22 protein-coding genes and 1 pseudogene are annotated in these 24,496 nt (G+C 70.3%); 10 read left to right on the top strand and 13 right to left on the bottom strand.

Annotation, left to right across the window (positions count from 1 at the left end; all coding sequences use genetic code 11):
- Nucleotides 1–9: 9 nt before the first annotated feature.
- From ACZ7M3_RS39405 to ACZ7M3_RS39390, 4 genes are all read right to left on the bottom strand, one after another.
- Nucleotides 10–1,071, bottom strand: a complete 1,062-nt coding sequence (locus tag ACZ7M3_RS39405; protein WP_095851796.1) for an ABC transporter permease — start codon at nucleotides 1,069–1,071, stop codon at nucleotides 10–12.
- Nucleotides 1,068–2,072, bottom strand: coding sequence for a sugar ABC transporter substrate-binding protein (locus ACZ7M3_RS39400; protein WP_099919940.1), 1,005 nt, complete (start codon nucleotides 2,070–2,072; stop codon nucleotides 1,068–1,070). The genes ACZ7M3_RS39405 and ACZ7M3_RS39400 overlap by 4 nt, the downstream gene beginning before the upstream one ends.
- 140 nt (nucleotides 2,073–2,212) lie before the next feature.
- Nucleotides 2,213–3,205, bottom strand: coding sequence for a sugar ABC transporter substrate-binding protein (locus ACZ7M3_RS39395; RefSeq protein ID WP_472070055.1), 993 nt, complete (start codon nucleotides 3,203–3,205; stop codon nucleotides 2,213–2,215).
- A gap of 149 nt (nucleotides 3,206–3,354) precedes the next feature.
- Nucleotides 3,355–4,092: a GntR family transcriptional regulator gene (locus tag ACZ7M3_RS39390; protein WP_060898451.1), complete on the bottom strand. Its 738-nt coding sequence runs from the start codon at nucleotides 4,090–4,092 to the stop codon at nucleotides 3,355–3,357.
- A gap of 128 nt (nucleotides 4,093–4,220) precedes the next feature.
- On the opposite strand from ACZ7M3_RS39390, the gene ACZ7M3_RS39385 reads away from it, so the two are divergent.
- Nucleotides 4,221–5,231, top strand: a complete 1,011-nt coding sequence (locus tag ACZ7M3_RS39385) for a Gfo/Idh/MocA family protein (RefSeq protein WP_472070054.1) — start codon at nucleotides 4,221–4,223, stop codon at nucleotides 5,229–5,231.
- 84 nt (nucleotides 5,232–5,315) lie between these two features.
- On the opposite strand, the pseudogene ACZ7M3_RS39380 reads toward ACZ7M3_RS39385, so the two are convergent.
- Nucleotides 5,316–5,908 (bottom strand): annotated as a pseudogene (locus tag ACZ7M3_RS39380) (cytochrome P450 family protein); the annotation flags it as partial.
- Nucleotides 5,909–5,941: 33 nt separating this feature from the next.
- Nucleotides 5,942–6,616, bottom strand: coding sequence for a response regulator (locus tag ACZ7M3_RS39375; RefSeq protein WP_472070053.1), 675 nt, complete (start codon nucleotides 6,614–6,616; stop codon nucleotides 5,942–5,944).
- Nucleotides 6,617–6,730: 114 nt separating this feature from the next.
- Between ACZ7M3_RS39375 and ACZ7M3_RS39370 the strand changes: the two genes are divergently transcribed.
- Nucleotides 6,731–7,759 carry an aldo/keto reductase gene (locus ACZ7M3_RS39370; RefSeq protein WP_472070051.1) on the top strand — a complete coding sequence of 343 codons (1,029 nt, stop codon included), beginning with the start codon at nucleotides 6,731–6,733 and terminating at the stop codon, nucleotides 7,757–7,759.
- Between the two features lie 206 nt (nucleotides 7,760–7,965).
- On the opposite strand, the gene ACZ7M3_RS39365 is transcribed toward ACZ7M3_RS39370, so the two are convergent.
- Together ACZ7M3_RS39365 and ACZ7M3_RS39360 are read right to left on the bottom strand one after the other, a co-directional pair.
- On the bottom strand, nucleotides 7,966–9,228 hold the full coding sequence (locus ACZ7M3_RS39365) for a sensor histidine kinase (RefSeq protein WP_472070049.1): 1,263 nt from the start codon (nucleotides 9,226–9,228) through the stop codon (nucleotides 7,966–7,968).
- A 223-nt stretch (nucleotides 9,229–9,451) separates the two neighbouring features.
- On the bottom strand, nucleotides 9,452–9,844 hold the full coding sequence (locus ACZ7M3_RS39360; protein ID WP_067384179.1) for a guanyl-specific ribonuclease: 393 nt from the start codon (nucleotides 9,842–9,844) through the stop codon (nucleotides 9,452–9,454).
- Between the two features lie 198 nt (nucleotides 9,845–10,042).
- Here ACZ7M3_RS39360 and ACZ7M3_RS39355 point away from each other — a divergent pair, with 198 nt between their 5' ends.
- The gene (locus tag ACZ7M3_RS39355; protein WP_472070047.1) at nucleotides 10,043–11,050 is read left to right on the top strand and encodes a magnesium transporter CorA family protein; all 1,008 of its coding nucleotides are present in this window, start codon (nucleotides 10,043–10,045) and stop codon (nucleotides 11,048–11,050) included.
- 36 nt (nucleotides 11,051–11,086) lie between these two features.
- Here the strand turns inward: ACZ7M3_RS39355 and alc are convergent, their stop codons facing one another.
- Nucleotides 11,087–12,202, bottom strand: coding sequence for an allantoicase (gene alc / locus ACZ7M3_RS39350; protein ID WP_351306703.1), 1,116 nt, complete (start codon nucleotides 12,200–12,202; stop codon nucleotides 11,087–11,089).
- 62 nt (nucleotides 12,203–12,264) lie between these two features.
- On the bottom strand, nucleotides 12,265–13,587 hold the full coding sequence (allB, locus tag ACZ7M3_RS39345; RefSeq protein WP_095857671.1) for an allantoinase AllB: 1,323 nt from the start codon (nucleotides 13,585–13,587) through the stop codon (nucleotides 12,265–12,267).
- A 298-nt stretch (nucleotides 13,588–13,885) separates the two neighbouring features.
- Between allB and ACZ7M3_RS39340 the strand changes: the two genes are divergently transcribed.
- The 4 genes from ACZ7M3_RS39340 to ACZ7M3_RS39325 all read left to right on the top strand — a co-directional run bounded on the left by ACZ7M3_RS39340 (nucleotide 13,886) and on the right by ACZ7M3_RS39325 (nucleotide 18,984).
- Complete coding sequence (locus ACZ7M3_RS39340; RefSeq protein ID WP_472070045.1) at nucleotides 13,886–14,689, top strand: IclR family transcriptional regulator; 804 nt, start codon at nucleotides 13,886–13,888, stop codon at nucleotides 14,687–14,689.
- Between the two features lie 739 nt (nucleotides 14,690–15,428).
- Nucleotides 15,429–15,953 carry a PadR family transcriptional regulator gene (locus ACZ7M3_RS39335; RefSeq protein ID WP_472070043.1) on the top strand — a complete coding sequence of 175 codons (525 nt, stop codon included), beginning with the start codon at nucleotides 15,429–15,431 and terminating at the stop codon, nucleotides 15,951–15,953.
- Complete coding sequence (locus ACZ7M3_RS39330; protein WP_452969420.1) at nucleotides 15,950–16,642, top strand: ABC transporter ATP-binding protein; 693 nt, start codon at nucleotides 15,950–15,952, stop codon at nucleotides 16,640–16,642. The genes ACZ7M3_RS39335 and ACZ7M3_RS39330 overlap by 4 nt, the downstream gene beginning before the upstream one ends.
- Nucleotides 16,639–18,984: an ABC transporter permease gene (locus tag ACZ7M3_RS39325; RefSeq protein ID WP_472070041.1), complete on the top strand. Its 2,346-nt coding sequence runs from the start codon at nucleotides 16,639–16,641 to the stop codon at nucleotides 18,982–18,984. The genes ACZ7M3_RS39330 and ACZ7M3_RS39325 overlap by 4 nt, the downstream gene beginning before the upstream one ends.
- An 86-nt stretch (nucleotides 18,985–19,070) precedes the next feature.
- Here the strand turns inward: ACZ7M3_RS39325 and ACZ7M3_RS39320 are convergent, their stop codons facing one another.
- Both ACZ7M3_RS39320 and ACZ7M3_RS39315 read right to left on the bottom strand, forming a co-directional pair.
- Nucleotides 19,071–19,664, bottom strand: coding sequence for a universal stress protein (locus tag ACZ7M3_RS39320; RefSeq protein ID WP_472070039.1), 594 nt, complete (start codon nucleotides 19,662–19,664; stop codon nucleotides 19,071–19,073).
- The gene (locus ACZ7M3_RS39315; RefSeq protein WP_472070037.1) at nucleotides 19,664–19,903 is read right to left on the bottom strand and encodes a hypothetical protein; all 240 of its coding nucleotides are present in this window, start codon (nucleotides 19,901–19,903) and stop codon (nucleotides 19,664–19,666) included. Before ACZ7M3_RS39315 ends, ACZ7M3_RS39320 begins: the two co-directional genes overlap by 1 nt.
- A gap of 103 nt (nucleotides 19,904–20,006) precedes the next feature.
- On the opposite strand from ACZ7M3_RS39315, the gene yczR reads away from it, so the two are divergent.
- Nucleotides 20,007–21,482, top strand: coding sequence for a MocR-like transcription factor YczR (yczR, locus tag ACZ7M3_RS39310; protein WP_472070035.1), 1,476 nt, complete (start codon nucleotides 20,007–20,009; stop codon nucleotides 21,480–21,482).
- Nucleotides 21,483–21,544: 62 nt separating this feature from the next.
- On the opposite strand, the gene ACZ7M3_RS39305 is transcribed toward yczR, so the two are convergent.
- Nucleotides 21,545–21,862: a DUF5955 family protein gene (locus ACZ7M3_RS39305; RefSeq protein ID WP_054237073.1), complete on the bottom strand. Its 318-nt coding sequence runs from the start codon at nucleotides 21,860–21,862 to the stop codon at nucleotides 21,545–21,547.
- 209 nt (nucleotides 21,863–22,071) lie between these two features.
- Here ACZ7M3_RS39305 and ACZ7M3_RS39300 point away from each other — a divergent pair, with 209 nt between their 5' ends.
- A complete protein-coding gene (locus ACZ7M3_RS39300; protein WP_351306694.1) occupies nucleotides 22,072–22,671 on the top strand; it encodes a nucleotidyltransferase family protein in 600 nt (199 codons plus the stop codon).
- Between the two features lie 187 nt (nucleotides 22,672–22,858).
- Nucleotides 22,859–24,493 (top strand): malate synthase A, encoded by a 1,635-nt coding sequence (gene aceB / locus ACZ7M3_RS39295; RefSeq protein WP_472070033.1) that lies wholly within the window; start codon nucleotides 22,859–22,861, stop codon nucleotides 24,491–24,493.
- Nucleotides 24,494–24,496 lie beyond the last annotated feature (3 nt).

Here is a 24,496-nt window from a genome sequence, read left to right as displayed (position 1 = left end):
CGTCCGTCGTCATGCCGTCGCCTCCGCGCGCTTGCGGACCCAGTGGTTGAGCAGGGTCGCCAGGAGCAGCATCACTCCCAGGAAGAACTTGAACCAGTCCGGGTTCCACTCGGCGAACACGATGCCCTTGCTCACCATGCCGAAGATCAGCGCGCCGACCGCCGCGCCGACCGCGGAGCCGTAGCCGCCGGTGATCAGACAGCCGCCGATGACGGCCGCGATGATGTAGATCAGCTCGTTGCCGACGCCCTCGCCGGACTGCACGACGTCGAACGAGAACAGCAGGTGCTGTCCGGAGATCCAGGCGCCGAAGGCGACGCCCATGTAGAGGCCGATCTTCGTCTTGTTGACCGGGACGCCGACCGCGCGGGCCGCGTCCTCGCCTCCGCCTACGGCGTAGATCCAGTTGCCGAAGCGGGTGCGCAGCAGGATCCAGGTGGCGACGACGACCAGGGCAAGCCACCACAGGATGGTGATCTTGAAGTCGACGCCGCCGATGGTGAACGTCGAGGCGAAGACGTCCCTGGCCGAGGAGAAGCCCTGCATGTCGGAGATCGACTTCGTGGACACCGTGCCGCTGATCAGCTTGGTGAAGCCGAGGTTCATGCCGGTCAGCATCAGGAAGGTGCCGAGCGTGATGATGAAGCTCGGCGGGTCCGTGCGGGTCAGCATGACGCCGTTGAAGACGCCGATCGCCAGCGTGACGACCAGCGAGACGAGGACGCCGACCCAGACGTTCGCGGTCATCTGGTAGCTGAACATCGAGGAGATCAGCGCGGAGCTGGTCACCATGACGCCCGCGGAGAGGTCGAACTCGCCGCCGATCATCAGCAGCGCGACCGGTACGGCCATGATGCCGATCGTCGAGGAGGCGTACAGCACCGTGCTGAGGCTCGCGGCCCGTACGAAGCTGTCGGCGAAGATCGCGAAGAAGAGGAAGACCGCGATCGCGCCGACCACGGAGCCGAGCTCGGGCCGGCCCATGAGTCTGCGCAGGGGCGAGGTCTTCAGGAGGCGCTCGTCGACCTTGGTGTCGGGCGACGGCGCGGGTGCAGGCGCAGTGGCGCTCATCGGGTCCCCCGCTTGGTGTACTCCTCGAGCGCGGCGGCCTGATCCTTGGTGATGATCTGCGGGCCGGTGAGGACCGGCTTGCCGCCGCCGAGGACATCGGCGTTGTACTTGTAGAGCCACAGCAGGTCCACGGCCTCGTACCCCTGGAGGTAGGGCTGCTGGTCGACCGCGAAGCCGAGGGTGCCGTCCTTGAGTTCCGAGGCCACCTTCGCGTTCAGGTCGAAGGTGTCGATCTCGGCCTTGCTGCCCGCGTCGGCCTTCGCCTTCACGGCGGTGTCCGCGTACGGGGCGCCGAGCGTGACGACCGTGTCGATGGACTTGTCGGCCTGCAGCTTGGCGCCGATGGAGGACTGCACGTCCGGCATGCTGGTGCCCTGGACGTAGAGGTTCTGCACGGTGCCGTGGAAGGTGTTCTTCACACCCGCGCAGCGCTGCTCGTGGCCGACGTTGCCCTGCTCGTGCAGGATGCACAGGGCCTTCTTGCGGCCCCGCTTGTTCAGCTCCTCGCCGACCGCCTCACCGGCGATCGTCTCGTCCTGCCCGATGTGGGCGAGTGCGCCGAACGCCTTGGACTGCTCGGAGCCGGAGTTCACCGTGATCACGGGAATGCCGGCCTTCTCGGCGCGCGCGACGGCGGCCTTCATCGCGTCCGGCTTGGCCAGCGTGACGATGATGCCGTCGACCTGCTTGTCCACGGCGGCGTCGACGAGCTGCGCCTGCTGCTGCGCCTCGGCGTTGTGCGAGTACAGGAAGTTGATGTTGTCCTTGACCGCGGCCTGCTTGGCGCCGTTCTGCACGATGTCCCAGAACGTGTCGCCATCGCCCGAATGGGTGATCATCGCGAAGGTCCACTTGGGCGTGTTCACCGCGGCCCTGCCCTGGGCCGCCGCCGCCTTACGGGCATCCTCGGCCCGCTTCCCGCCGGTGCTGCTGCATCCCGCGAGGGACACCCCCAGCGCCCCTGCGAGCGCGATGCTTACCCAGGTCCGAGTCCGTGCCACGAGGCCGTGCCCTTCTTGCTGTGTTCTTTGGTGCGCCGGGGCCTGCGAAGCGGCCCGGCGGGCCGTTCCGCAGGCCCCGGGGGCCGACATCTCGTCGGCCCCAAACGCCCAAGTATCGAACACTGGGATCGTGCACCCCATCAGCGGGTCCCGCGCGCGGTGTACTTCTCGAGGGTCGAGGCGTCCTTCTCGGTGATGATGGCCGGGCCGGTCAGGACCGTCTTGCCGCCGCCGAGGATGTCGCCGTTGGTCTTGTAGAGCCACAGCATGTCGATGGCCTCGTAGCCCTGGAGGTAGGGCTGCTGGTCGACCGCGAAGCCGACCTCCTTGGCCTGAAGGCGCTTGACCACCTCGGCGTTCAGGTCGAAGGTGTCTATCTCCGCCTTGCTGCCCGCGTCGGCCTTGGCCTTCACCGCGACGGCGGCGATCGGAGCGCCCAGGGTGACGACGGCGTCGATGCCCTTGGTCGCCTGGAGCTTCGCCTCGACGGAGGACTGGCTGGCGGGGGCGTTGGTGCCGTCGACATTGAGGTTCTCGACCGTGCCCTTGAAGGTCTTCTTCACACCCGCGCAGCGCTGCTCCAGCGAGACGTTGCCCTGCTCGTGGATGACGCAGACGGCCTTCTTCAGGCCCCGGTTGTTCAGCTCCTCGCCGACGGCCTCACCGGCGACCGACTCGTCCTGGCCGAAGTGCGCGAGCGCCCCGAACTGCTGGGAGAACTCGGCACCGGAGTTGATCGTGACGACCGGGATGCCCGCCTGCTCGGCCTTGGCGAGGACGTCCTTCATGGCATCGGGCTTGGCCAGGGTGACGACGATGCCGTCGACCTTCTTGTCGATGGCGGCCTGAACGAGCTGGGCCTGCCCGCCCGCTTCCTTGTCGTTCGAGTACAGGAAGTCGACGTTGTCCTTGCTCGCCGCCTGCTTGGCACCGCTCTGCACGATGTCCCAGAAGGTGTCGCCCTCGCCGGAGTGCGTCACCATCGCGATCTTCAGACGGGGCGTACTCGCGGCCTTGCCGCCGCTCCCGCCGGCGCTCGCCTTGGTCTCGGAGTCCTTGCCACCGGAGTTGCTGCAGCCGGCCGCGAGCGCGATCACGGCGATCACCGCCGCTGCCGTTCGGGCTGTACGCATGGTCGGAACACCCTCTTTTCCGCCGCACCTTTGCGGCTGAGGGGAGTTCTAGCTTTGCGACCGCACACCAGTCAATGGACTTTTTAGAACATTCTTACGATTCAAATTCGGCCTCGCCGAAGCCGATTCACCACCCCTTCACGACGGCTTCACGGCCGTACGAGGAGCTGGAATTCGAAGGAGTAGCGCGAGGCACGGTACATGTGGCTGCCGAACTCCACCGCGCGTCCGGTGTCGTCGAAGGTGGTGCGCTGCATGGTGAGCAGCGGTGCCCCCTCGGGCTCACCGAGCCGCTCCCCCTCCTCCGCGGTGGCCGCGCGGGCGCCGACGGACTGGCGGGCGCTGTGCAGCGTGATGCCCGCGGCCCGCATCAGCCGGTACAGACCGGTGGCCTCCATCTGCTCGCTGTCCAGCTCCAGCAGCTCCGGGGGCAGATAGTTGCAGAGGTACGCCATCGGCTCCCCGTGGGCGAGCCGCAGCCGCTCCACCCGGTGCACATCACTGCCCTCGGCCACGCCCAGAGCGGCCGCGACCTCGGCTGACGCCGGTACGACGGTGTTGACGAGCACCCGGGTCGCGGGGCGCTGCCCGGCCGCCTCCAGGTCGTCGTACAGACTGCTGAGCTCCAGGGGCCGCTTGACCTGGCTGTGCACGACCTGGGTGCCGACACCACGGCGGCGCACCAGCAGACCCTTGTCGACGAGGGACTGGATGGCCTGGCGGACCGTGGGACGGGACAGCCCGAGGCGCCCCGCGAGCTCGATCTCGTTGCCGAGAAGGCTGCCCGGGGTCAGGGTCCCGTGCTCGATCGCTGCCTCCAGCTGTTGGGACAACTGGAAGTACAGCGGGACCGGACTGCTGCGGTCGACGCTGAGCTGGAGCGACACGGTCGGATCCTCTTCTGTTTTCGGCACGGGCCGAGCGTAGCTCCGGGAGATGTTGACGGGAAGTTGTGTAGTTCGATTGTCCGGACAAAGCATTGACAGCGTGCCTGGTAGGCCCTCACTTTGTTCCCATGCGCATCGGATTGATCGGAACGGGTCGCATCGGCACATTTCACGCGACCGTTCTCAACCGCCACCGTGAGGTCGGCTCCCTCATCGTCACGGATGCGGACTCGGTGAGGGCACAGATGGTCGCGGACCGGTTGGGCGCCACGGCGGCCCCCAGCGTGGACGAGATCTTCACCTGGGGTGTGGACGCCGTGGTGATCACGGCGGCCACCTCGGCGCACGGCGAACTGATCGGTAGGGCGGCACGCATGGGGCTCCCGGTGTTCTGCGAGAAGCCCATCGCCGTCGATCTGCCCGGCACGCTGTCCGCGCTCGCCGAGGTCGACGCGGCCGGCACGGTCCTGCAGCTGGGTTTCCAGCGCCGCTTCGACACGGGCTACGCGACCGCGCGCGAGGCGGTGCGCTCGGGACGGCTCGGACGGCTGCACACGATCCGCGCGATGACCTCCGACCAGTCGCCGCCCCCGGCCGCGTACCTCCCGATCTCCGGCGGCATGTACCGCGACTGCCTCGTCCATGACTTCGACATGCTGCGCTGGATCACCGGCCGCGAGGTCGTCGAGGTGTACGCGATGGGTTCCGACGCCGGGCCCTCGATGTTCCGTGAGGCGCATGACATCGACACGGCCGCCGCCGTCCTCACCCTGGACGACGGCACGCTCGCCACGGCGACCGCGACCCGGCTGAACGGCGCGGGCTACGACGTACGCATGGAGCTGGCCGGCGAGCTGGACCAGATCGGCGTCGGCCTGGACGACCGTACGCCGATCGCCTCCACCGAACCGGCCGGACCACCGGCCGCCGACAAGCCGTGGACCGGTTTCCTGGAGCGCTTCGGCCCTGCCTACGAGGCCGAGCTCGCCGCCTTCGTCGACGTCGTGCGCGGCGAACGCGCCAACCCCTGCGACGGGCAGGAGGCCCTGCACGCACTGCGCATCGCCGAGGCCTGCGAGCTGTCGCGGCTGGAGAGACGCCCGGTGTATCTGGCGGAGATCCCCGGCAGACGGGACTGAGCGATCACGTCGGTGCCGCTCCCCACCCGAGCCCGCACCACCGTCCCCCCTTCACTCACCCCATTCATCCCCACGCACCACCACTCACCAGCGCACCGGCAGACCGCGCATCAGCATGCCGGAGAGCCGGTCACCAGGGGGCCCGGCCGACGCGAGATCCGGGCATCTGTCCAGCAGGGAGCGCAGCGCGACCCGGGCTTCGAGACGGGCCGGCGGCGCACCCAGGCACGGCTCCGCCGCATGGCGGTACGTCGCCGTCTCGACCGGTCCCTCGAAGCGCAGCGCCTCCTCCACCGCGCCGTCGAGGAGCGTCATGTCGGCCCGCGCGCGGCGAGCTGGTCGGGGTGGGTGAGCAGGGCGTGCACACCGCTCGTGATCAAGTTGACCGTGGTCTCGTGGCCCGCGACCAGCAGGATGAACGCCATCCCGCGCAACTGCCGTGCACCGCTTGTCCTCGATCAGCGTCCGGGACGCCGAGCAACTCGCAGATGACGGTGATCGGCAGCGGGCAGGCGAACGAGTCGACGAGGTCGGCGCCCCCCCTTCGGCATCATCTCGTCCACCAGTTCGTCGGTGATCTGCTGGACGCGCGGGTGCAGCGCCTCCACCCGCCGCATGGTGAACGCGCCCGTGACGAGGGAGCGCAGCCGGGTGTGCTCCGGCGGGTCGGCGATCAGTCCCGTCGTCCTTCCCACGTGCGGGCCTCATGCTCAGTGCCCGTCGTCTCCCTCCAGAAGTCCCGCGTCGTACGTCAACAGGGCGATCTGCACACGGTTGTTGAGGCCGAGCTTGGCGAGGATCCGCGAGACATGGGTCTTGACGGTGGCGACGCTCATGTACAGCTCGGCGGCGATCTCGGCGTTGGAGGAGCCCCGGCCGACAGCCACGGCGACCTCGCGTTCACGGTCGTTGAGCGTGCCCATCCGGTCCCGGGCGCCGGTACGCCGCCCGCCCGGCGCCCCACCGGCCGCGTGCTCCATCAACTGGCGGGTGACGGCGGGCGAGAGCACGGGATCACCGGCCGCGACCCGGCGTACCGCGTCGAGGATCTGCATGGGCGGCGTGTCCTTGAGGACGAACCCGGCGGCACCCGCGCGCAGCGCCCGCAGCACCTGGTCGTCGGCGTGAAACGTGGTGAGGACCACGACCTGCGGCGCGTCCTCGCGCCCCCGCAGCCGTTCGGTGGCCGTGAGGCCGTCGATCACCGGCATCCGGATGTCCATCAGGACGACGTCCGGGCGGGTGCGGTCGACGAGCGCCTCGACCTCGCCGCCGTCCGCGGCCTCGCCGACGATCTCGATGTCGTCGGCGCCGCCCATCATGAAGGACAGGCCGGCCCTGACCAGCGGATCGTCGTCGACGAGAAGCAGCCGGATCGCATTCATGGTGCCTACCGTAGGTGCCCGCCGGGGCATTACCCACGCTTCGACCGCGGCGAACGACTACCGTCGGCCGCCAGGACAGTCTCGACGGGGTCTCTCCCAGGAGTGAGGAGTTCAGTGCGCTATCGGCTCTTGGGCAGGACCGGCCTGCGCGTCTCGGAGCTGTTCCTCGGTGCCATGACGTTCGGGGAGCAGGGAGGGGTGGGAGCGCCGAAGGAGGAGTGCGCGCGGATCCTCGACACGTACGCGGAGGCGGGCGGCAACGTGGTGGACACGGCCGTCAACTACCGCGGCGGCGCCAGCGAGGAGATCGTGGGGGAGTTACTCAGAGGCCGACGCGACCGTTTCGTCCTCTCCACCAAGTACACCGTCTCCCGTGACGGCACCGACCCGAACGCCGCCGGGAACCACCGCAAGAACCTCGCCCTCTCCCTGGAGACGAGCCTGCGGCGCCTCGACACGGACTACATCGACGTCTACTGGGTGCACATCTGGGACCGGAACACACCGGTCGAGGAGACCATGCGCGCCCTGGACGACGCCGTACGGTCCGGCAAGGTCCTGTACGTGGGTATCTCGGACGCGCCCGCCTGGGTGGTCTCGCGGGCCAACACCCTTGCCGAGTGGCGGGGTTGGTCACCCTTCGCCGCACTCCAGGTGCCCTACAGCCTGCTCAGCCGCGACGCGGAGCGCGAGCTCCTCCCGATGGCGGAGACCCTCGGCATGTCGGTGGCCGCCTGGAGCCCGCTGCACAACGGCGTCCTGTCGGGCAAGTACACACGTCCGGGCGGCGTGGCCCCCGGCACGGCGACCCGCCTCTCCCCCGAGGCGATCGGGGAACTCGAACGGACGGTGGCCGAAGCGGTCCAGTCGGCGGCCGACGAACTCGGCGCCTCCCCGGCGCAGGTGGCCATCGCCTGGACCATGGCCCACTCCCCCACCGTCCACCCCATCATCGGCGCCCGCCACGTCACCCAGCTCGCCGACAACCTGGGCGCAAGCGAACTCACCCTCCCCGACCACGTACTGACCGGCCTGGAGGAGGCCACCGCCTTCCGCACAGGCTTCCCGACAGACTTCATCGACGAAACAGCGAGCTGGGTATACGGCACCGCAGGCCACCGAGTAATCCCCCGCAAGCCCTGACACACCCGCAGCCGCGATGCAACGCAAGGGGCCGTGGCGGTACGTCGCAAGCCCGTCGCTCACGTTCGGATCGAGCAGCGGCTCCCTTGCCCGGCCCACGTCTGATCCAGCGGCGACGGGCTCGACGCACCGCCACGGCCCCGACCCACCCACGACCGCGAGCGCACCCCACGACCGCGGGCGCAACCGCGGGCGCACCCCCACGCTCACCCACCCCACGGCAGCCACGCCCGCACCAAGAAGCCCCCACCCCCGTCGGACCCGTGCTCCAGACGCCCCCCGGCCAAAGTGGCCCGCTCGGTCAGCCCGATCAGCCCCTGCCCCGAACCCGGCACATGCGGCACCTCCCCCGGAGGAGCGGGGTTGCGCACGGACACACTCACGCCGTCACCCGGGGCCCCCGAGACATCCACCGTGACCTCCGCCCCCGGAGCGTGCTTACGAGCGTTCGTCAGCCCTTCCTGGGCGATGCGATACACGGTCCGCCCGACAGAGGCGGGCACAGCCGCGGCATCGGCGACCCGCAGATCGAGGGCCACCTTCATCCCCGCCTCACGCGACTCGGAGACCAGCGCGTCCAACGCGCCGAGCGTCGGCTGCGGCCGCCCCGCGTCGTCGGAGTCACCCGCCCGCAGCACCCCGATGATCTCCCTCAGATCCTGCAGGGCCTCGTGCGCGCTCTCCCGGATCACCCCGGCGGCCCGCGCGACATCCTCGCGAGGCGCGTCCGGACGGAACTCCAACGCTCCCGCGTGCACGCTCAACAACGTCAGCCGGTGCGCGAGCACATCGTGCATCTCGCGCGCGATCGCCTCGCGCGCCAACCGCTGCGCCTGTTCGGCCCGCAGCGCGGCCTCCGTCTCGGCCCGCCGTGCCCGGTCCCGCAGACTCAGCATGAGCTGCCGCTTGGACCGTACGAACATGCCCCAGCCGACGACCGCCAGGGTCAGCAGCGCGGTGATGGCGATGGCGGCGGCGTAGGACAGATCGGGATCGGGGCGCAGCCAGAAGTAGACCGGAAGCAGGGCGAGCTGGACACCGGCGACCCAGCCCACGTACTTGAGGGGCCGGTGCACGGCGAGCGTGAAGAGGGCGACCAGACCTGCGCCGCCCGAGGTGGTCGAGAGCAGTCCGACGGGGACCATCGCCACGGCCAGCCCCAGCGGCCAACGGCGGCGCGACCAGACGGCGAGGCAGGCGAGTCCGCCGATCCACTGGTCGACGACGGCGAGGGCGTGCGGGGTGTCCGGGTCGCGGGTCAGCGTGTGCGCGGCCATCGCCCCGATGACGACGGCCGGCACGAAGCAGCCGAAGTCGACCATCCAGTCACGCGCGGTACGCCGGGGCCGTCCGCCCCGCCCCGTCCGCTCGGGGTCGAGCTCCGCGACCACGGCCGACGGCAGCAGCCAGCGCCGCCCGGGCAGAACGGGTGCCGTCGGCACCGGATTGTCACCACTCACGGTCGCCAAATCTACGAGGTCCGCCCCGCGGGCACCTCCCCCGCGACGGCGATCGTCGACCAAAGTAGCGGCGCCGCATACTTTCGTCCGGACGTACCTCGCCCCGCGGCCCATGAACGTGGGGGGGAACCGCGGGGCGAGGATCATCCGCAAACCGGTTGAACCAGATGAACCAGATGAAGCAGATGAAGCAGATGAAGCGATCAAACCAGCCGTACGCGCAGCCCTCGGCTCAGCAGCCGAAGTTGATCAGCTTGAACGTGACGTAGTGGTCCGAGGTGTAGTAGTCCTCCTGCGTCTTCTTGCCGGTCACGATGCGCTTGGCGCCACGCGTCGAGGAGCCCGGCGTGATGACGGTGTACTCGTGGTAGTACCCGGTGGACTGCGAGGGCAGGACACCCTCCCGGTTCTGGAAGACGACCCCGTCCTGCGAGTACGGGAAGGGACCGCCGGACGCGATCAGGTCCAGCGTGTCGTACGCCTGCGACGGCAGCTTGCTGTAGCAGATGCTGCCCACGGCGGTGGCCGCCGCGTTGGCGGGGACCACGGTGGTGCCGCCGATGAGCAGCGCGGACGTGAAGGCGACCAGGGCGCCGATACGAGTGATTCGTGGGGGGAATCTCATGACTCTAGGATGACGCGCGTAGACCCTGGCATGTCAATGTCAAGGCGGAGGATTTCTCCCGCCAAGTCCGATGAATTTTCCGGGAGTTAACGAAGCCCGACACGACGCCGTGCGCGGTCAGCTGCTCGTGGGGCCTTCGGCGGTAGTGTGCCGAGGGACGGTGCAGTGCGCACACGACGCCATCCACGGTGAGGGGCGATGATCGTTTCGGTGGTGTCGATGCCGGAGGGCGTCGTCGCTCGCACCGGTCTGGCACAGGCCCGGGAGCGCCTCACGGCGACCTCCGGCTTCGTGATCGTGGACATCGACCTGGGGGTCGAACCCCCGTCCGACGAGGAGCCGCTCACCCGTCGGCTCGGACTGGACGACGCGGCCGGCGAGTGGCTCGGCAGAGCGGACCAGCACGTCCGGGCCGAGTACCGCGGCGGCACTGCCATCGGCGTCGTTCCGGTGGTCTGCGGAGACGAGGTCACCCATATCCATGTCCTCGCCGACGAGCGCCGCTTCATCACGGTGCATCACGGGCCCGTCGAACTGATCGAGGCTTTCCTCGACCGGTTGCCGCAGGACCCGCCCCCCGACGTGATGACGACGCTGTTCCTGTTTCTGCAAGGGGTCCTGGAGACCTTTCGCCGGGCCGTCACGCAGGCCCATCTGGAGGTCGAGGACCTGGAGGAGGCGATGTTCGAGCGGCGGCAGCCGGAGCATGTCCAACGGCTGGCCCAGCTGCGACGGCGCGCGGCCCGTCTGCATCGCGCGTTCCTGCCGTACGCCGCGGTCGCCCAGGAGATCCTGGTGCGCCGCAGGATGGCGGATCACCACCTCTCGGAGGAACGGCAGGCGATGAACCGGCTGCACGAGCACACCGTGCAGCTGGTCCTCGTGGAGATCGAGGCGCTGCGGGACGCGGCCCGGCGGGCCGCGACCAGCTACGCGTCGCTCGTCGCCGATCAGCAGAACGTCGTGATCAACAGACTCACCATCGTCTCGATGGTCTTCTTGCCGCTGTCGTTCCTGACCGGCTTCTTCGGCATGAACTTCGCCTACCTCACCAACCGGCTGACGAGCGAGGACTCCTTCCTGGAGTTCGGCGTGGGTCTGCAGGTGGGTGCCGTGGTGGTCGCCCTGTACTACGTGCTGTACCGCACGCACTGGCGGCAGCTGCGCGACAGCCGTACCCGCGACGCCGCCGACGACCAGTCCTGATCGCAGCCCGCCGAAGCCCCGCGTGGTGGCGCGGCCTCAGCCGCCGAGCTCCTGGTGCCTGGCCGTCAGGGCCGTGGCGCCCTCCTCCGTGAGGGAGCCGAACAGACGCAGGCGGGAGATGCCTCCGTCGGGGAAGATGTCCACGCGCGCGTGGGTCCCGATCACGGGCGCGGCGAGGACGAAGCGGTGGTTGGTGTCGGGCTGGAGGCGCGTACGGGGAAGGATCTCCGTCCAGTCGCCGTCGTCGCCGTCCTTGACCGACACCGAAGCCCAGCCGGCGCTGTTGCCCTTCAGGTACGCCGTGTCGATCTCCAGGGCGCGGATCTCGGACTGGGCGACCAGCTGGTAGCGGATCCAGTCGTTGCCCTGGTCGCGGCGGCGACGGGTCTCCCAGCCGTCGTCCATCTTGCGGGAGCGTCCGGGCTGGATGGTGTTCGTGGCGGGCGAGTAGAAGAGGTTGGAGGCGTCCTCGACCCGGCCGCCGTTCTCCAGGGCGAGAACGTCGAAGGTGCCGAGCGCGGAGAGCCACTCCGGGTCGGCCACGACCTCGCCGTAGGCGCGCAGCCGGGCGATGCCGCCGTCGGGGTGCTGGTTGACGCGGAGGTGGGTGAAGCGCTGCTCGACGGAGACGGCGAAGCCGTTGGCGGCGTGGCCGCCGACCGCCGTGCGCGGTACGAGCGTCGTCCACTTCACGTCGTCCGCGAGGAGTTCCTCCGGTGACGGGGATCCGGGCACCGAGGCGCCCTCGACCGACACCGCCTGGGGGTAGTTGCCGCGGAAGTGGGCCGTGTCGACGACCACCCCACGTACGACACCGGGTGCGCCGAGCCGGACGAGCGCCCAGTCGTGGTCCTCGGCCGTCGGCCACGGGTGCTCGGCCGAGGCGCCGCGGCGCCGCCGCGTCTCCCAGCCGTCCATGACCTTGCCCTTGTGCCCGAAGTGCTCGGGGTCGAACTCGGCCCGCCCGGGCAGCAGGAGGTTCTCCCGCTGGGCGAAGAACTCGTCGTTGGCGGCGATGACCCCGGCGCCGAGCTGCCGGTCGGCGAGGTTGGCGTACTGGGTGAAGGGGAAGTCGGCGGTGCGGTGGTCCGCGTACGGGTCGCCGCCTCCGTAGGGGTTCGCGTCGCCGGTGAAGTGAGGAATCGCCGTCACGTTGATCAGGTCTGCCTTTCGAGGTCGGCCGCTGCGGGGGCGGGTACGGGTGCGTTCGAGGACTACGGGGTACGCGTCAGGAGTTCGCCGCCGGGGGCGCCGAACGCGCCGTCGGCCACGATGCGCTCGCCCCGCAGCCAGGTGGACTTCACGACCCCGCTGAGCGTGCGGCCGGCGTAGGCCGTGACCCGGTTGCGGTGCTGCAGCGCGGCGGGATCCACGGTGAAGGTCTCGTCGGGGGCGAGGACGGCGAAGTCGGCGTCACGGCCCACCGCGATGGCTCCCTTGCGAGAGTCCAGGCCCACCAGTCGGGCGGTGCGCGTGGACATCCAGCGGACCACGTCCTCCAGGCTGTGACCGCGCTTACGGGCCTCCGTCCAGACCGCCGACAGGCTCAGCTGGAGCCCGGAGATGCCGCCCCAGGCGGTCGCGAAGTCGTCCGTCTTCAGGTCGGCCGTGGACGGCGAGTGGTCGGTGACGACGCAGTCGATCGTGCCGTCGGCCAGCGCCTGCCACAGCAGGTCCTGGTTGGCGGCCTCGCGGATGGGCGGGCAGCACTTGAACTCGCTCGCCCCGTCCGGGACTTCCTCCGCCGTCAGGGTCAGGTAGTGGGGGCAGGTCTCCACCGTGATCCGCACGCCCGCACGCTTGGCGTCGGCGATCAGGGGCAGCGCGTCGGAGGACGACAGGTGCAGCACGTGCACACGCGCGTGGAGACGTTCGGCCTGCGCGATGAGGTTGCCGATGGCGGTGTCCTCGGCGTCGCGCGGGCGCGAGGCCAGGAAGTCGGCGTACTTCCGTCCGCCCTTCTGAGGGGCGGCGGCGAGGTGGTGCGGGTCCTCGGCGTGCACGATGAGCAGACCGTCGAACGCGGCGATCTCGGCCAGGGACCGGGCCAGTTGTTCCTGGTCCAGTTCGGGGAACTCGTCCACGCCGGACGGCGACAGGAAGGCCTTGAAGCCGAAGACTCCCGCGTCGTGCAGCGGGCGCAGGTGCTTGACGTTGTCGGGGAGGGCACCGCCCCAGAAGCCGACGTCGATGTGCGCCTTGGAGCGGGCGACGTCCTGCTTCGTACGGAGGTGGTCGACCGTGGTCGTCGGCGGGAGGGAGTTGAGCGGCATGTCGACCAGGGTGGTGATGCCACCGGCCGCGGCGGCGCGCGTCGCGGTCCAGAAGCCCTCCCACTCCGTGCGGCCAGGGTCGTTGACATGCACGTGGGTGTCGACCAGACCCGGCAGGAGGACGTCGTCCCCGAAGTCCTCCAGGCGGGCGCCGGGCGGCACCTCGGCGTCGTACGCGAGCACGGCCGTGATCTTGCCCGCGGCGACCGCGACCGTGGCGGCGCGCGTCCCTTCGGGAGTGATGACGCGCGTCGAGCGCAGCATCAGTTCGACCCATCCGACGTCGGACACCCGGACCCCTCTCTCTGCCGCTGTCGACTCCCGCTGCCGCAGTTAACTTCCACGTAACGGAATTCAACGTTCTGTTGAAGGAGTCTTCACTCAAGCCCTCGCGTCGTCAAGGGCCCACCCCTCCACCCTGCCCCCGAACGCACCCCTCTGGATATTTCCACAGAATGGAATTAGAATTCCGCAAAGCAGAACTTAGCTACGGACCCCCAGGGAGTCAACCAACAGCCGGGTAGGCTGCATCACTGCCTGTCAGCCGTGAAAGGACCGCGCCGTGCCTGCGTCCAGCGCCAGCACCACCGACGCCGCCAAGTCATCCGCCCCGAGCGGTGGCGTCCAGTCCCTCGAGCGCGCCTTCGACCTGCTCGAGCGCATGGCCGACGCCGGCGGAGAGGTCGGCCTGAGCGAGCTCTCCGTGAGCAGCGGGCTGCCGCTGCCCACCATCCACCGCCTCATGCGCACGCTGGTGGCCTGCGGTTACGTACGTCAGCAGTCGAACCGCCGCTACGCGCTCGGCCCCCGCCTGATCCGCCTGGGCGAGTCCGCCTCCCGGCTGCTCGGCACCTGGGCGCGCCCCTATCTCGCCCGTCTGGTCGAGGAGACCGGCGAGACCGCGAACATGGCGCTGCTCGACGGGGACGAGATCGTGTACGTGGCACAGGTGCCCTCCAAGCACTCGATGCGCATGTTCACCGAGGTGGGGCGCCGGGTGCTGCCGCACTCCACGGGCGTGGGCAAGGCCCTGCTCGCGAACACCCCGGCGGACGAGGTGCGCGCACTGCTCGCCCGTACCGGCATGCCCGCCGCGACGGACAAGACGATCACCACCCCGGACGGCTTCCTCGCCGCGCTGGAGGAGGTGCGCCGACTCGGTTACGCGGTGGACGACAACGAGCAGGAGATCGGCGTGCGCTGCCTCGCCGTCTCGGTCCCCGACTCCCCCACGGCCGCCGCCATCTCGATCTCCGGTCCCGCGGGCCGGGTCACGGACGTGGCCACCGAGAAGATCGTGCCCGTGCTCCAGCAGGTCGCGGCGGAGCTGTCGGAGGCACTGGCGAGCTCGGGCCCGACGGCCTGACCGGAGCGCACCCGGGGTCACCCGGCGGCGAACTCGGCGAAGTCCCGCGCCATGGCCCGGCGCAGGGCACGGCGTTCGCGGCGCGCTAGGAGTTGTCTTCAAATGTCACGCCCACATCAGGAGCGATGCGAGGGCGACGGCGGCCAGGTAGGACTCGGCGGTCTTGTCGTAACGGGTGGCGATGCCGCGCCCCTGCTCGATAGACGGGTGAGTGATCACCTCCTGCCCGACCGGCGTACCCCGATCCCGCCGAATCCCCGTACGCCGCGCGCTCGCTGTACAGACACGCGACGGCGGTGGCGATCCACTCCCCTGCTGCCCGCTCAGGGTGCCGCTCGATCAGCACCGCTCGGACCTCCTCGACGATCGTCTCCTGACCCATCGCCGAGTCACGGTGCGCCCAGGTCTCATCGCGTGCTCCCGCAGGTAGCCGAGCACGTCCTCGAGCACCTGCGTTCCGTCGATGTCGCCATGGCCAGGGACCGCGGTCCGCGGTTTGGCCGCCGCCAGCCGGGCCATGGCCTCGATCCAGCCGAGACCGCTCACGACGGTGTCGTCCCGCACTGGTTGCCTCAGCCAGGGGCGTGCCATGCCTGGTTACTGCCTGTTTCCGAACCATGCCGATTGGAATTCCCGGCTCCCTCACCTGCACTGCCGTACACCCCGCCACGACCTGCACACTCGGTGTATACATGCCACGTATACACATCGCGTATACACGGTGTGTAGAGTGCGGGTCATGTCCATCGGTCACACCCTTTTGGGGCTCCTGGAGTCCGGCCCGCGACACGGCTACGACCTCAAGCGGGCCTTCGACGAGAAGTTCGGTCACGACCGGCCGCTGCACTACGGCCAGGTCTACTCGACGATGTCCCGGCTGCTGAAGAACGGTCTCGTCGAGGTCGACGGGATCGAGGCGGGCGGCGGCCCCGAGCGCAAGCGCTACGCGATCACCGACGCCGGCATCACCGACGTACAGCGGTGGCTGGCGACCCCGGAGAAGCCGGAGGAACACCTTCAGTCGACCCTCTACACCAAAGTCGTCCTCGCGCTGCTCACCCACCGGGACGCCGCCGACATCCTGGACACCCAACGCTCCGAGCACTTGCGCAGCATGCGCATCCTGACCGACCGCAAGCGCAAGGGCGATCTGGCGGACCAGCTGATCTGCGACCACGCCCTCTTTCACCTGGAGGCGGACCTGCGCTGGCTGGAGCTGACCGCCGCCCGACTCGACAAACTCCGTGAGGCTGTAGCCCGATGACGACTTCTCCCCCTGGTTCCCTGCTCACCGCGCAAGATCTGCGCAAGACCTATGGGCACACCCACGCCCTCGACGGCGCCGAGTTCTCCATCCACCCCGGCGAAGTCGTCGCCGTCATGGGCCCCTCCGGCTCCGGCAAGTCGACGCTGCTGCACTGCCTCGCGGGCATCCTGCCGCCCGACTCCGGGTCGATCACCTACAACGGGCGCGAGGTGACGACGATGAGCAACGCCCAGCGCAGCGCCTTACGCCGCTCCGAGTTCGGCTTCGTGTTCCAGTTCGGGCAGCTCGTGCCGGAACTGACCTGCGTGGAGAACGTCGCCCTGCCGCTCAGGCTGAACGGCACCTCCCGCAAGGAAGCCGAGCGGGCGGCGCTCGGCTGGATGGAACGCCTGGAGGTCGACGACCTGAAGGGCAAGCGGCCCGGCGAGGTCTCCGGCGGCCAGGGCCAGCGCGTCGCCGTGGCCCGCGCGCTGGTCACCGGACCGCGCCTGCTGTTCGCCGACGAACCGACCGGCGCGCTCGACTCCTACAACGGCGAGCGCGTGATGGACCTGCTCACCGACGCGGCCCGCTCCACCAACGCCGCCGTCGTCCTCGTCACCCACGAGACACGGGTGGCCGCCTACTCCGACCGCGAGATCGTCGTACGCGACGGCAAGTCCCGGGACATGGAGCGCGCCATATGAGTCCGCGCCAGTGGTCCAGAGACCTGGCCATGGGAGCCCGGTTCGCCGTCACCGGCGGCCGCGAGGGCTGGGGCCGAATGACGCTGACAGCGGTCGGCGTCGGCCTCGGCGTGGCCCTGCTCCTGTTGTGCACCGCGATGCCCAACGTGTTCACCTCCCGCAGCAAGGTGGAGGACGCCCGCTACGCCAACATGTACTCCCAGAAGGTCCCGCCCAAGGCCGACAACACTCTCCTGATCGCCGACGCCGACACCACCTGGCACGACGACAACGTCCAGGGCCGGTTCGTCGAACCCGAGGGCAGGCGGGCGCCGCTGCCCCCGGGGGTCGACCGCTTCCCGGGTAAGGGCGAGATGGTGGTCTCCCCCGCGCTCAAGGACCTGCTGGACTCGGACGACGCGAAACTGCTGCGGGAGCGCCTGCCGTACAAAATCACCGGCACGATCGGCGAGAGCGGGCTGATCGGCTCGCACGAACTGGCTTACTACGCGGGCGCCTCGGGGTTGAAGCTCACGGACTCCTCCCGGGTGACGCGGCTGGCCAAGTTCGGCAAACCGGACGCGACGCCCGAGAAGAGCGACCCGGTGCTGTTGCTCATGGTCTTGGTCGTGTTCGTGGTGCTGCTGACGCCGGTCGCCGTGTTCATCGCCGCCGCCGTCCGCTTCGGCGGTGAGCGCCGCGACCGCCGACTGGCCGCGCTGCGCCTGGTCGGCTCGGACAGCCACATGACCCGGCGGATCGCGGCGGGCGAGGCGCTGGCCGGAGCCCTGCTCGGCCTGGCCGTGGGCACCGGCTTCTTCTTGCTCGGCCGCCAGAAGCTGGGCACCGGCGAGTTGCTGGGCGTGAGCGTCTGGCCCAGCTACCTCGATCCCACTCCCGCGCTTGCCGCGCTGGTCGCGGTGGCGGTACCGGTCGCCGCGGTGCTGGTCACGCTGCTCGCGATGCGCGGCGTGGTCGTCGAACCCCTCGGTGTCGTGCGCGCGGCCAAGCAGCGCCCCCGCCGGCTGTGGTGGCGGCTGCTGCCGCCGCTGGCCGGCCTCGCGATGCTCTACCCGATGATCGGCAAGGGCCGCAAGAACGGCGACTTCAACCAGTACCTCGTCATCAGCGGCGTGCTGCTGCTGCTGATCGGCATCACCGCGCTGCTGCCCTGGGTCGTGGAGGCGGTCGTCGTCCGGCTCGGCAAGGGCCCGCTGTCCTGGCAGCTGGCCGTGCGACGACTGCAGTTGAGCAGCGGCACTGCCGCCCGCATGGTCAACGGCATCGCCGTCGCGGTGGCCGGGGCCATCGCGCTGCAGATGCTGTTCACGGGAACGCAGAGCCAGTACACCAAGGCCACCGGCAAGGACCCTGGCCGGGTCCAGATGCAGGTCGACTTCAGCGACCGCAAGCCGCTGTCCGGTGTCGAGCGCGAATTCACCGGCACCAAGGGGGTACGGGCCGCAGTGGCCCCGGCCATCTCGCAGTACGGGGACGCACGTCGCAACCCGAAGAACAGCAACGGCCTCACCGTGGGTAACTGCACCGCCCTGCGCGAACTCGCCACGCTTCCCTCCTGCAAGGACGGCGACGTGTTCATCACGCGAACGAGGAGCCACTACACCTCCCCCAGCAACGCCGACGAAATCGCCGTGGTGAAGCCCGGTCGGCAGCTCTACATCGACCCGTCGTACGACGGCGCCGAACGCGGCCTCGAGGTGCCCTGGACCGTTCCGGCGAACGTGCGGGTGGTGGACGCGCGCAAGGACTCACTGCAGGACGCCAACGGTCTGCTGGTCACCCCCGCCGCCCTGCCCGCCAAGGCCGCGCCCGCGGTGTTCTCGGACGGTGTCTACCTGCGTCTGGACCCGTCGGTGCCGGACTCACGGGAGTACATACGCAACGTCGTCGCCCGGATCGACCCCCTGGCACGCACCTACAGCTGGTCGGCGACCCAGGAGGACGCCAAATACGCCTCCATCCGCACCGGCCTGTTCGTCGGCTCCGCCTTCGTGCTGGCACTGATCGGCGCGAGTCTGCTGGTCTCCCAGCTGGAGCAGCTGCGCGAGCGCAGGAAGCTGCTCTCCGCGCTGGTCGCCTTCGGCACCCGGCGCCGCACGCTCACCCTGTCGGTACTGTGGCAGACGGCCCTCCCGGTCGGACTCGGCCTCGTACTGGCCACAACGGTGGGTATCACCCTCGGCTCGGCGCTGCTGAAGATGACCCGTACACCGGTGGCCATGGACTGGGCGAGCGTCCTGACCATGACCGGCGTGGGCGCGGCCGTGGTCGGCGTGGTCACGGTGCTCAGCCTGCCGCCGCTGCTGCGGATGATGCGCCCGGAAGGCCTGCGCACGGAATAACCCCTGGCACATCCCCCGAAGTGGGCTCCTCCTGCCAGGAGGAGCCCACCCCTGCACGCAGGCAAGCCCGGTCGGCATCAGCACAGTCACGTCAGGGCAACCTCGGCGCACAGCAGGATCCGCAGTCGAGGCGAGCACGCCATCAGACGGCGTCGGCCGAGAGCCTGCCTACAGCGACCAGGCAGAACTCTGCGACCGAACGGCTCGTCCGCCTGAGCCTGGCCCGGCCCGCCGGGGCCGGCCCGATCGCGCTCATGGCCTGCCTCAGCCAGGACCGGGCAGCGGGCGTGCGCCGACACCCGGCGGCGGACCGCGGCCCTACGAGCCCCCGCGAGGGCGCCGAGGACCAGGAGGTCGTCCGGGTGCGCGGCCAGTCGGCACAGCGCCCGGTCGGGACGGGCACGGACCACCCTGCGGACGACAGTGACCTCGAGCGGCGTACCTCCGAAGGCCTCCTCGAAGGCGCGGTCGAGCCGGGCAGCGGCCTCGCGGGCGCAGCGGGCGGCCCAGGCGCCGTCGGGGTCGCGGACGGAGAGGACCTCGCCCTCGGGCGGCTCCCACGCGTGTACGGCCACGAGCACGCGGCCGCTGTCGCGGGCGGCGCGGGCGGCGGTCCGCAGCGCGGCGAGGCCGGCGAGCGAGCCGCTGACGCCGACGACGACCTGCCCGGCGGCGGCCATCAGGACGCACCCCGGCGTGGCCGCGGCAGCCCGAGCCCCCCACCGGCGCGGGCGGCGAAGCGCCCCGCGGCCAGCCTGCGCACCCACTCCCGCACCGGCACCAGCACCGGCACCCCCGGCATCCGTGCCTCCTGGCGCCGCTGCATCTCCCGCTCCGCACGATCGGTGAGGCAGTGGTCGCCTCCGTTGCCGCACACGCTCCGCTTCTCGCGGACGTTTCCGGTGTCGATCGACCTCACTCCACTCCCCTTCCCAGGCCAATGCGGGGGGACGATTTCCCCTGGTCCCCGAAGTCTGTACGCTGATTGGCCTGCCCCACAGGGCCAATGCGAGGGAGTTGGCATGGTGAACGGACCGGTGGTCCACGGAATGGACAGGACGCTGGGAAGCCGGCAGCTCGCCGCGCTGCTGTCCGCCGTGCCCCACGCCGACGGCCGCCCCGGGTATCGCGCGCTGGCCGAAGGTGTACGCAGACTGCTGCTCGACGGCCGGATCGCGCTGCACGTCCGGCTGCCCGCCGAGCGCGAGCTGGCCTCCGCGCTCACGGTCAGCCGCACCACGGTGACGGCGGCGTACGACCTGCTGCGGGAGGACGGGTTCGCGCGGAGCCGGCGGGGCGCGGGGACGTGGACCGAACTGCCCGACGGCCACCGCCCGGCCAATGTGGCCTCCTTCCCGACCGAGGACGGGGTGATCGACCTCGCCATCGCGGCGCCCGGCGCGCCCGAGGCGGAGCTCGCCGCGGCCTTCGCGGAGGCGGGCGTCCTGCTGGCCCGGCGGGCCTCGACACCCGGCTTTCACCCCTACGGGATCCCGGAGTTGAGGGCCGCCGTCGCCGAGCGCTTCACCCGGCGCGGGCTGCCGACGCTGCCGGACCAGATCCTCATCACGAACGGGGCGCAGCAGGCCCTCTCGCTGACGCTCGGGCTGCTCGGACGGCCCGGTGACCGGATCCTGGTCGAGAACCCCTCGTATCCGAACGCGCTCGACGCGATGCGCCGCGTCGGACTGCGCACCGCTCCCGTTCCCGTCACGGCGGAGGGCTGGGACCCGGGGCTGATCGACTGCGCACTGCGGCAGGCGGCGCCCCGGCTCGCGTATCTGATCCCCGACTTCCACAATCCGACGGGCCATCTGATGCCGCCTGAACAGCGCCTGGCCGTACTGGAGTCGGTGCGCGCGACCGGCACTTGGCTGGTGATCGACGAGACGATGACGGACATCGCGCTGGATGTGCCCGCAGCCCCGCCGTTCGCCTCGCTCGCGCCGCGCGGGATGAGCGAACAGGTCGTGACCGTGGGGTCGTTGAGCAAGACGCACTGGGGCGGGCTGCGCCTCGGCTGGGTGCGGGCGGGTTCCCGCCTGATCACGGAGCTGGCGACCGCGCGGGTGCCCGCGGACAAGAGTGGTTCGGTCCTGGACCAGTTGGTCGGGCTCGGACTGCTGGCGCGCACGGACGAGGTGCTGCGCGAGCGGCTGCCGCGACTGCGCGCCCAGCGGGGCGCGCTCGCCGACTCACTGGCCCGTCATCTCCCCGACTGGCGCTGGCAGTTGCCGCCCGGCGGGCTGACGCTGTGGATCGACCTGGGCCGCCCGATCGCCTCGTCGCTGGCCCGAGCGGCCCTGGCCCAGGGCCTGCGCATCGAGGGCGGTGCCCGCTTCGGCGCCGACCCTGGCACCCATGAACACCGGCTGCGTTTCCCCTACACCCTGCCGTCCGAGGTGCTCGAGGAGGCCGTACTCCGGCTCACGACCGCCCTGGACCGCGGGCTCAACGCGGCCGGAGCGGAGGCGGCCCGCCCGCAGTGGGTGGTGTGAGGAGCACTCCAAAGACACACCCCGGAGCATGGAGACACACCCAGTAGAAGGCTCCGGCCCCCTCAAGGGCGCCGGGGCGGCTCCCCGAACAGCTCCACCGCGCTGCGTACGCCCGCGAGGCCGGTCGACAGCGCGCTGACCGAGCCGATCGCGCCCGCGATCAGCAGCAGGGAGCGGCGCAGCCGGGGTATCTCGGGCATACCGCTGAGGGCCATCGCGGCGAGCGCGGCGAGCTCGTCCTCGGCGATGCCCCGGTCGGGGAACTCGGCCGGATGCGTGGCGAGTTCACGGCGCAGCCGGGAGACGGCGGTCCGCAGTTCCGCCACCCTCGGATCTTCGTCGCTGCCGGTCACTGGCCTCTGTCCCAAGCTCCGCAACACAGCTCGCCCCCTCGCACGTCCTTGTGCGCACGCCCTTCGCCGGTCTGTCCCACACCCCATGGCGATGGTCGGGCGCCGGGGGACGCGGGCCAGTAAACGCCACCCGATGCGGTGGCGCCACCGCGCGGACCGAAATTCAGCCCCTCGAGACCGTGCCCTCGGCGGCGGGTCAGGTATGCAGGAGGTATGACGCACAGGGAAGACGGCGTATGACGCACAAAGAAGACCAGGTGGCCGGGCTGCTCCTCGCGGCGGGCGGGGGGCGACGGCTCGGCGGGCGGCCCAAGGCGCTGCTCGAACACCGGGGGCGCCCCCTCGTGGAGTACGCGGTGGGGGTGCTGCGCGCGGCCGGGTGCACGCGCGTCCACGTGGTGCTGGGGGCGCGGGCCGACGCCGTACGGGAGCGGGCGCGGCTCGACGGGTGTGTGCTCGTGGACAACCCGGAGTGGGAGCACGGCATGGGTTCGTCGCTACGGGCCGGGCTCGGCTCGCTGGCCGGCACGGGCGCGCGGGCGGCACTGGTCTCGCTGGTCGACCAGCCCGGCATCGGGCCGCGGGCGGTCGCCCGGGTGCTCGCCGCCCACCAGGACGACACCTCGCTGGTTTCCGCGGCGTACGACGGCGTGCGGGGCCATCCCGTGCTCTTCGGCGCCGCCCACTGGGCCGGTGTCGCGGCGAGCGCCACCGGTGACCGGGGGGCGCGCGCCTATCTGAAGGAGCACGAGGCCGCGATCACGCTCGTCGAGTGCGGTGACGTGGCGGAGCCGTTCGACATCGACACGGAGGACGATCTGGGACACCTTGAGTGAACGGCGTGGCACTGAGCGCCACGGTGCCTCGACCTGGAGAATCTCGACATCAACAAACCATTGAACTTCCACCATGAGGAAACTACTATCCACTGTTCAGAAGCGCCGGGCTGCTCTCCAGGCGCTGATCGCCCTACCCGGGTCGCCTGGCACCCGGTGCCACGCTCGCTGAAGGAAGTGACAGCTCATGTCCGCACCAGCGCCGTCCCCGCTGGCCATCGTCGACGCCGAGCCCCTGCCCCGGCAGGAAGAGGTCCTCACCGACACGGCCCTCGCCTTCGTGGCCGAGCTGCACCGGTTGTTCACGCCCCGGCGTGACGAGCTCCTCGCCCGCCGCGCGGAGCGCCGCGCCGAGATCGCCCGCACCTCCGCGCTCGACTTCCTCCCCCAGACCGCCGCCGTCCGCGCGGACGACTCCTGGAAGGTAGCCCCCGCTCCGGCCGCCCTGAACGACCGCCGCGTCGAGATCACCGGCCCCACCGACCGCAAGATGACCATCAACGCCCTCAACTCGGGCGCGAAGGTGTGGCTCGCGGACTTCGAGGACGCCTCGGCGCCCACCTGGGAGAACGTGGTCACCGGTCAGCTCAACCTGATCGACGCGTACACCCGCAGCATCGACTTCACGGACCCGAAGTCCGGGAAGTCGTACGCCCTGAAGGCGAACGACGAGCTCGCGACGGTCGTCATGCGGCCACGCGGCTGGCACCTGAACGAGCGTCACCTCGTCGACGCGGACGGCACCCCCGTCCCCGGCGCGCTCGTCGACTTCGGCCTGTACTTCTTCCACAACGCGCAGCTCCTGCTCGACCTCGGCAAGGGCCCGTACTTCTACCTCCCGAAGACGGAGTCGCACCTGGAGGCCCGCCTCTGGAACGACGTCTTCGTCTTCGCGCAGGACTACGTCGGCATCCCGCAGGGCACCGTCCGCGCGACCGTCCTGATCGAGACGATCACGGCGGCGTACGAGATGGAGGAGATCCTCTACGAACTCCGCGACCACGCCTCCGGGTTGAACGCGGGTCGCTGGGACTACCTCTTCTCCATCGTCAAGAACTTCCGTGACGGCGGCCAGAAGTTCGTGCTGCCGGACCGCAACGCGGTGACGATGACGGCCCCGTTCATGCGCGCCTACACCGAACTCCTCGTCCGCACCTGTCACAAGCGCGGCGCGCACGCGATCGGCGGCATGGCGGCGTTCATCCCCTCCCGGCGCGACGAAGAGGTCAACAAGGTCGCCTTCGAGAAGGTCAAGGCCGACAAGGACCGCGAGGCGGGCGACGGTTTCGACGGCTCGTGGGTGGCCCACCCGGACCTGGTTCCGATCGCGATGGCCTCCTTCAACGCCGTCCTCGGCGAGAAGCCGAACCAGAAGGACCGGCTGCGCGAGGACGTGTCGGTCGCCGCCGGGGACCTGATCGCCGTCGACTCCCTCGACGCCAGGCCGACGTACGAAGGTCTGGTCAACGCGGTCCAGGTCGGCATCCGTTACATCGAGGCCTGGCTGCGCGGGCTCGGCGCCGTCGCCATCTTCAACCTCATGGAGGACGCGGCCACCGCCGAGATCTCCCGCTCGCAGATCTGGCAGTGGATCAACGCGGGCGTCGAGTTCGAGCACGCGGGGCACACCGTGAAGGCCACCCCGGAGCTGGCCCGCGAGGTCGCCGCCGAGGAGCTGGCGAACATCCGCGCCGAGATCGGCGAGGAGGCCTTCGCGGCCGGCCACTGGCAGCAGGCCCACGACCTGCTCCTGGAGGTCGCGCTCGACGAGAACTACGCCGACTTCCTGACGCTGCCGGCGTACGAGCAGCTCAGGGGCTGACCT

The sequence above is a fragment of the Streptomyces sp. NPDC111656 genome, from assembly GCF_055656965.1.
The sequence above is the reverse complement of the archived record's forward strand: the minus strand, read 5'-3'. Positions and strand labels throughout refer to the sequence as shown.

Coding starts and splice junctions, on each gene's coding strand:
- ACZ7M3_RS39405 (WP_095851796.1), bottom strand. CDS start 1,071: ATGAGCGCCACTGCGCCTGCACCCGCGCCGTCGCCCGACACCAAGGTC.
- ACZ7M3_RS39395 (WP_472070055.1), bottom strand. CDS start 3,205: ATGCGTACAGCCCGAACGGCAGCGGCGGTGATCGCCGTGATCGCGCTC.
- ACZ7M3_RS39385 (WP_472070054.1), top strand. CDS start 4,221: ATGCGCATCGGATTGATCGGAACGGGTCGCATCGGCACATTTCACGCG.
- ACZ7M3_RS39375 (WP_472070053.1), bottom strand. CDS start 6,616: ATGAATGCGATCCGGCTGCTTCTCGTCGACGACGATCCGCTGGTCAGG.
- ACZ7M3_RS39360 (WP_067384179.1), bottom strand. CDS start 9,844: ATGAGATTCCCCCCACGAATCACTCGTATCGGCGCCCTGGTCGCCTTC.
- ACZ7M3_RS39355 (WP_472070047.1), top strand. CDS start 10,043: ATGATCGTTTCGGTGGTGTCGATGCCGGAGGGCGTCGTCGCTCGCACC.
- allB (WP_095857671.1), bottom strand. CDS start 13,587: ATGCTGCGCTCGACGCGCGTCATCACTCCCGAAGGGACGCGCGCCGCC.
- ACZ7M3_RS39335 (WP_472070043.1), top strand. CDS start 15,429: ATGTCCATCGGTCACACCCTTTTGGGGCTCCTGGAGTCCGGCCCGCGA.
- ACZ7M3_RS39330 (WP_452969420.1), top strand. CDS start 15,950: ATGACGACTTCTCCCCCTGGTTCCCTGCTCACCGCGCAAGATCTGCGC.
- ACZ7M3_RS39325 (WP_472070041.1), top strand. CDS start 16,639: ATGAGTCCGCGCCAGTGGTCCAGAGACCTGGCCATGGGAGCCCGGTTC.
- ACZ7M3_RS39320 (WP_472070039.1), bottom strand. CDS start 19,664: ATGGCCGCCGCCGGGCAGGTCGTCGTCGGCGTCAGCGGCTCGCTCGCC.
- yczR (WP_472070035.1), top strand. CDS start 20,007: ATGGTGAACGGACCGGTGGTCCACGGAATGGACAGGACGCTGGGAAGC.
- ACZ7M3_RS39300 (WP_351306694.1), top strand. CDS start 22,072: ATGACGCACAAAGAAGACCAGGTGGCCGGGCTGCTCCTCGCGGCGGGC.
- aceB (WP_472070033.1), top strand. CDS start 22,859: ATGTCCGCACCAGCGCCGTCCCCGCTGGCCATCGTCGACGCCGAGCCC.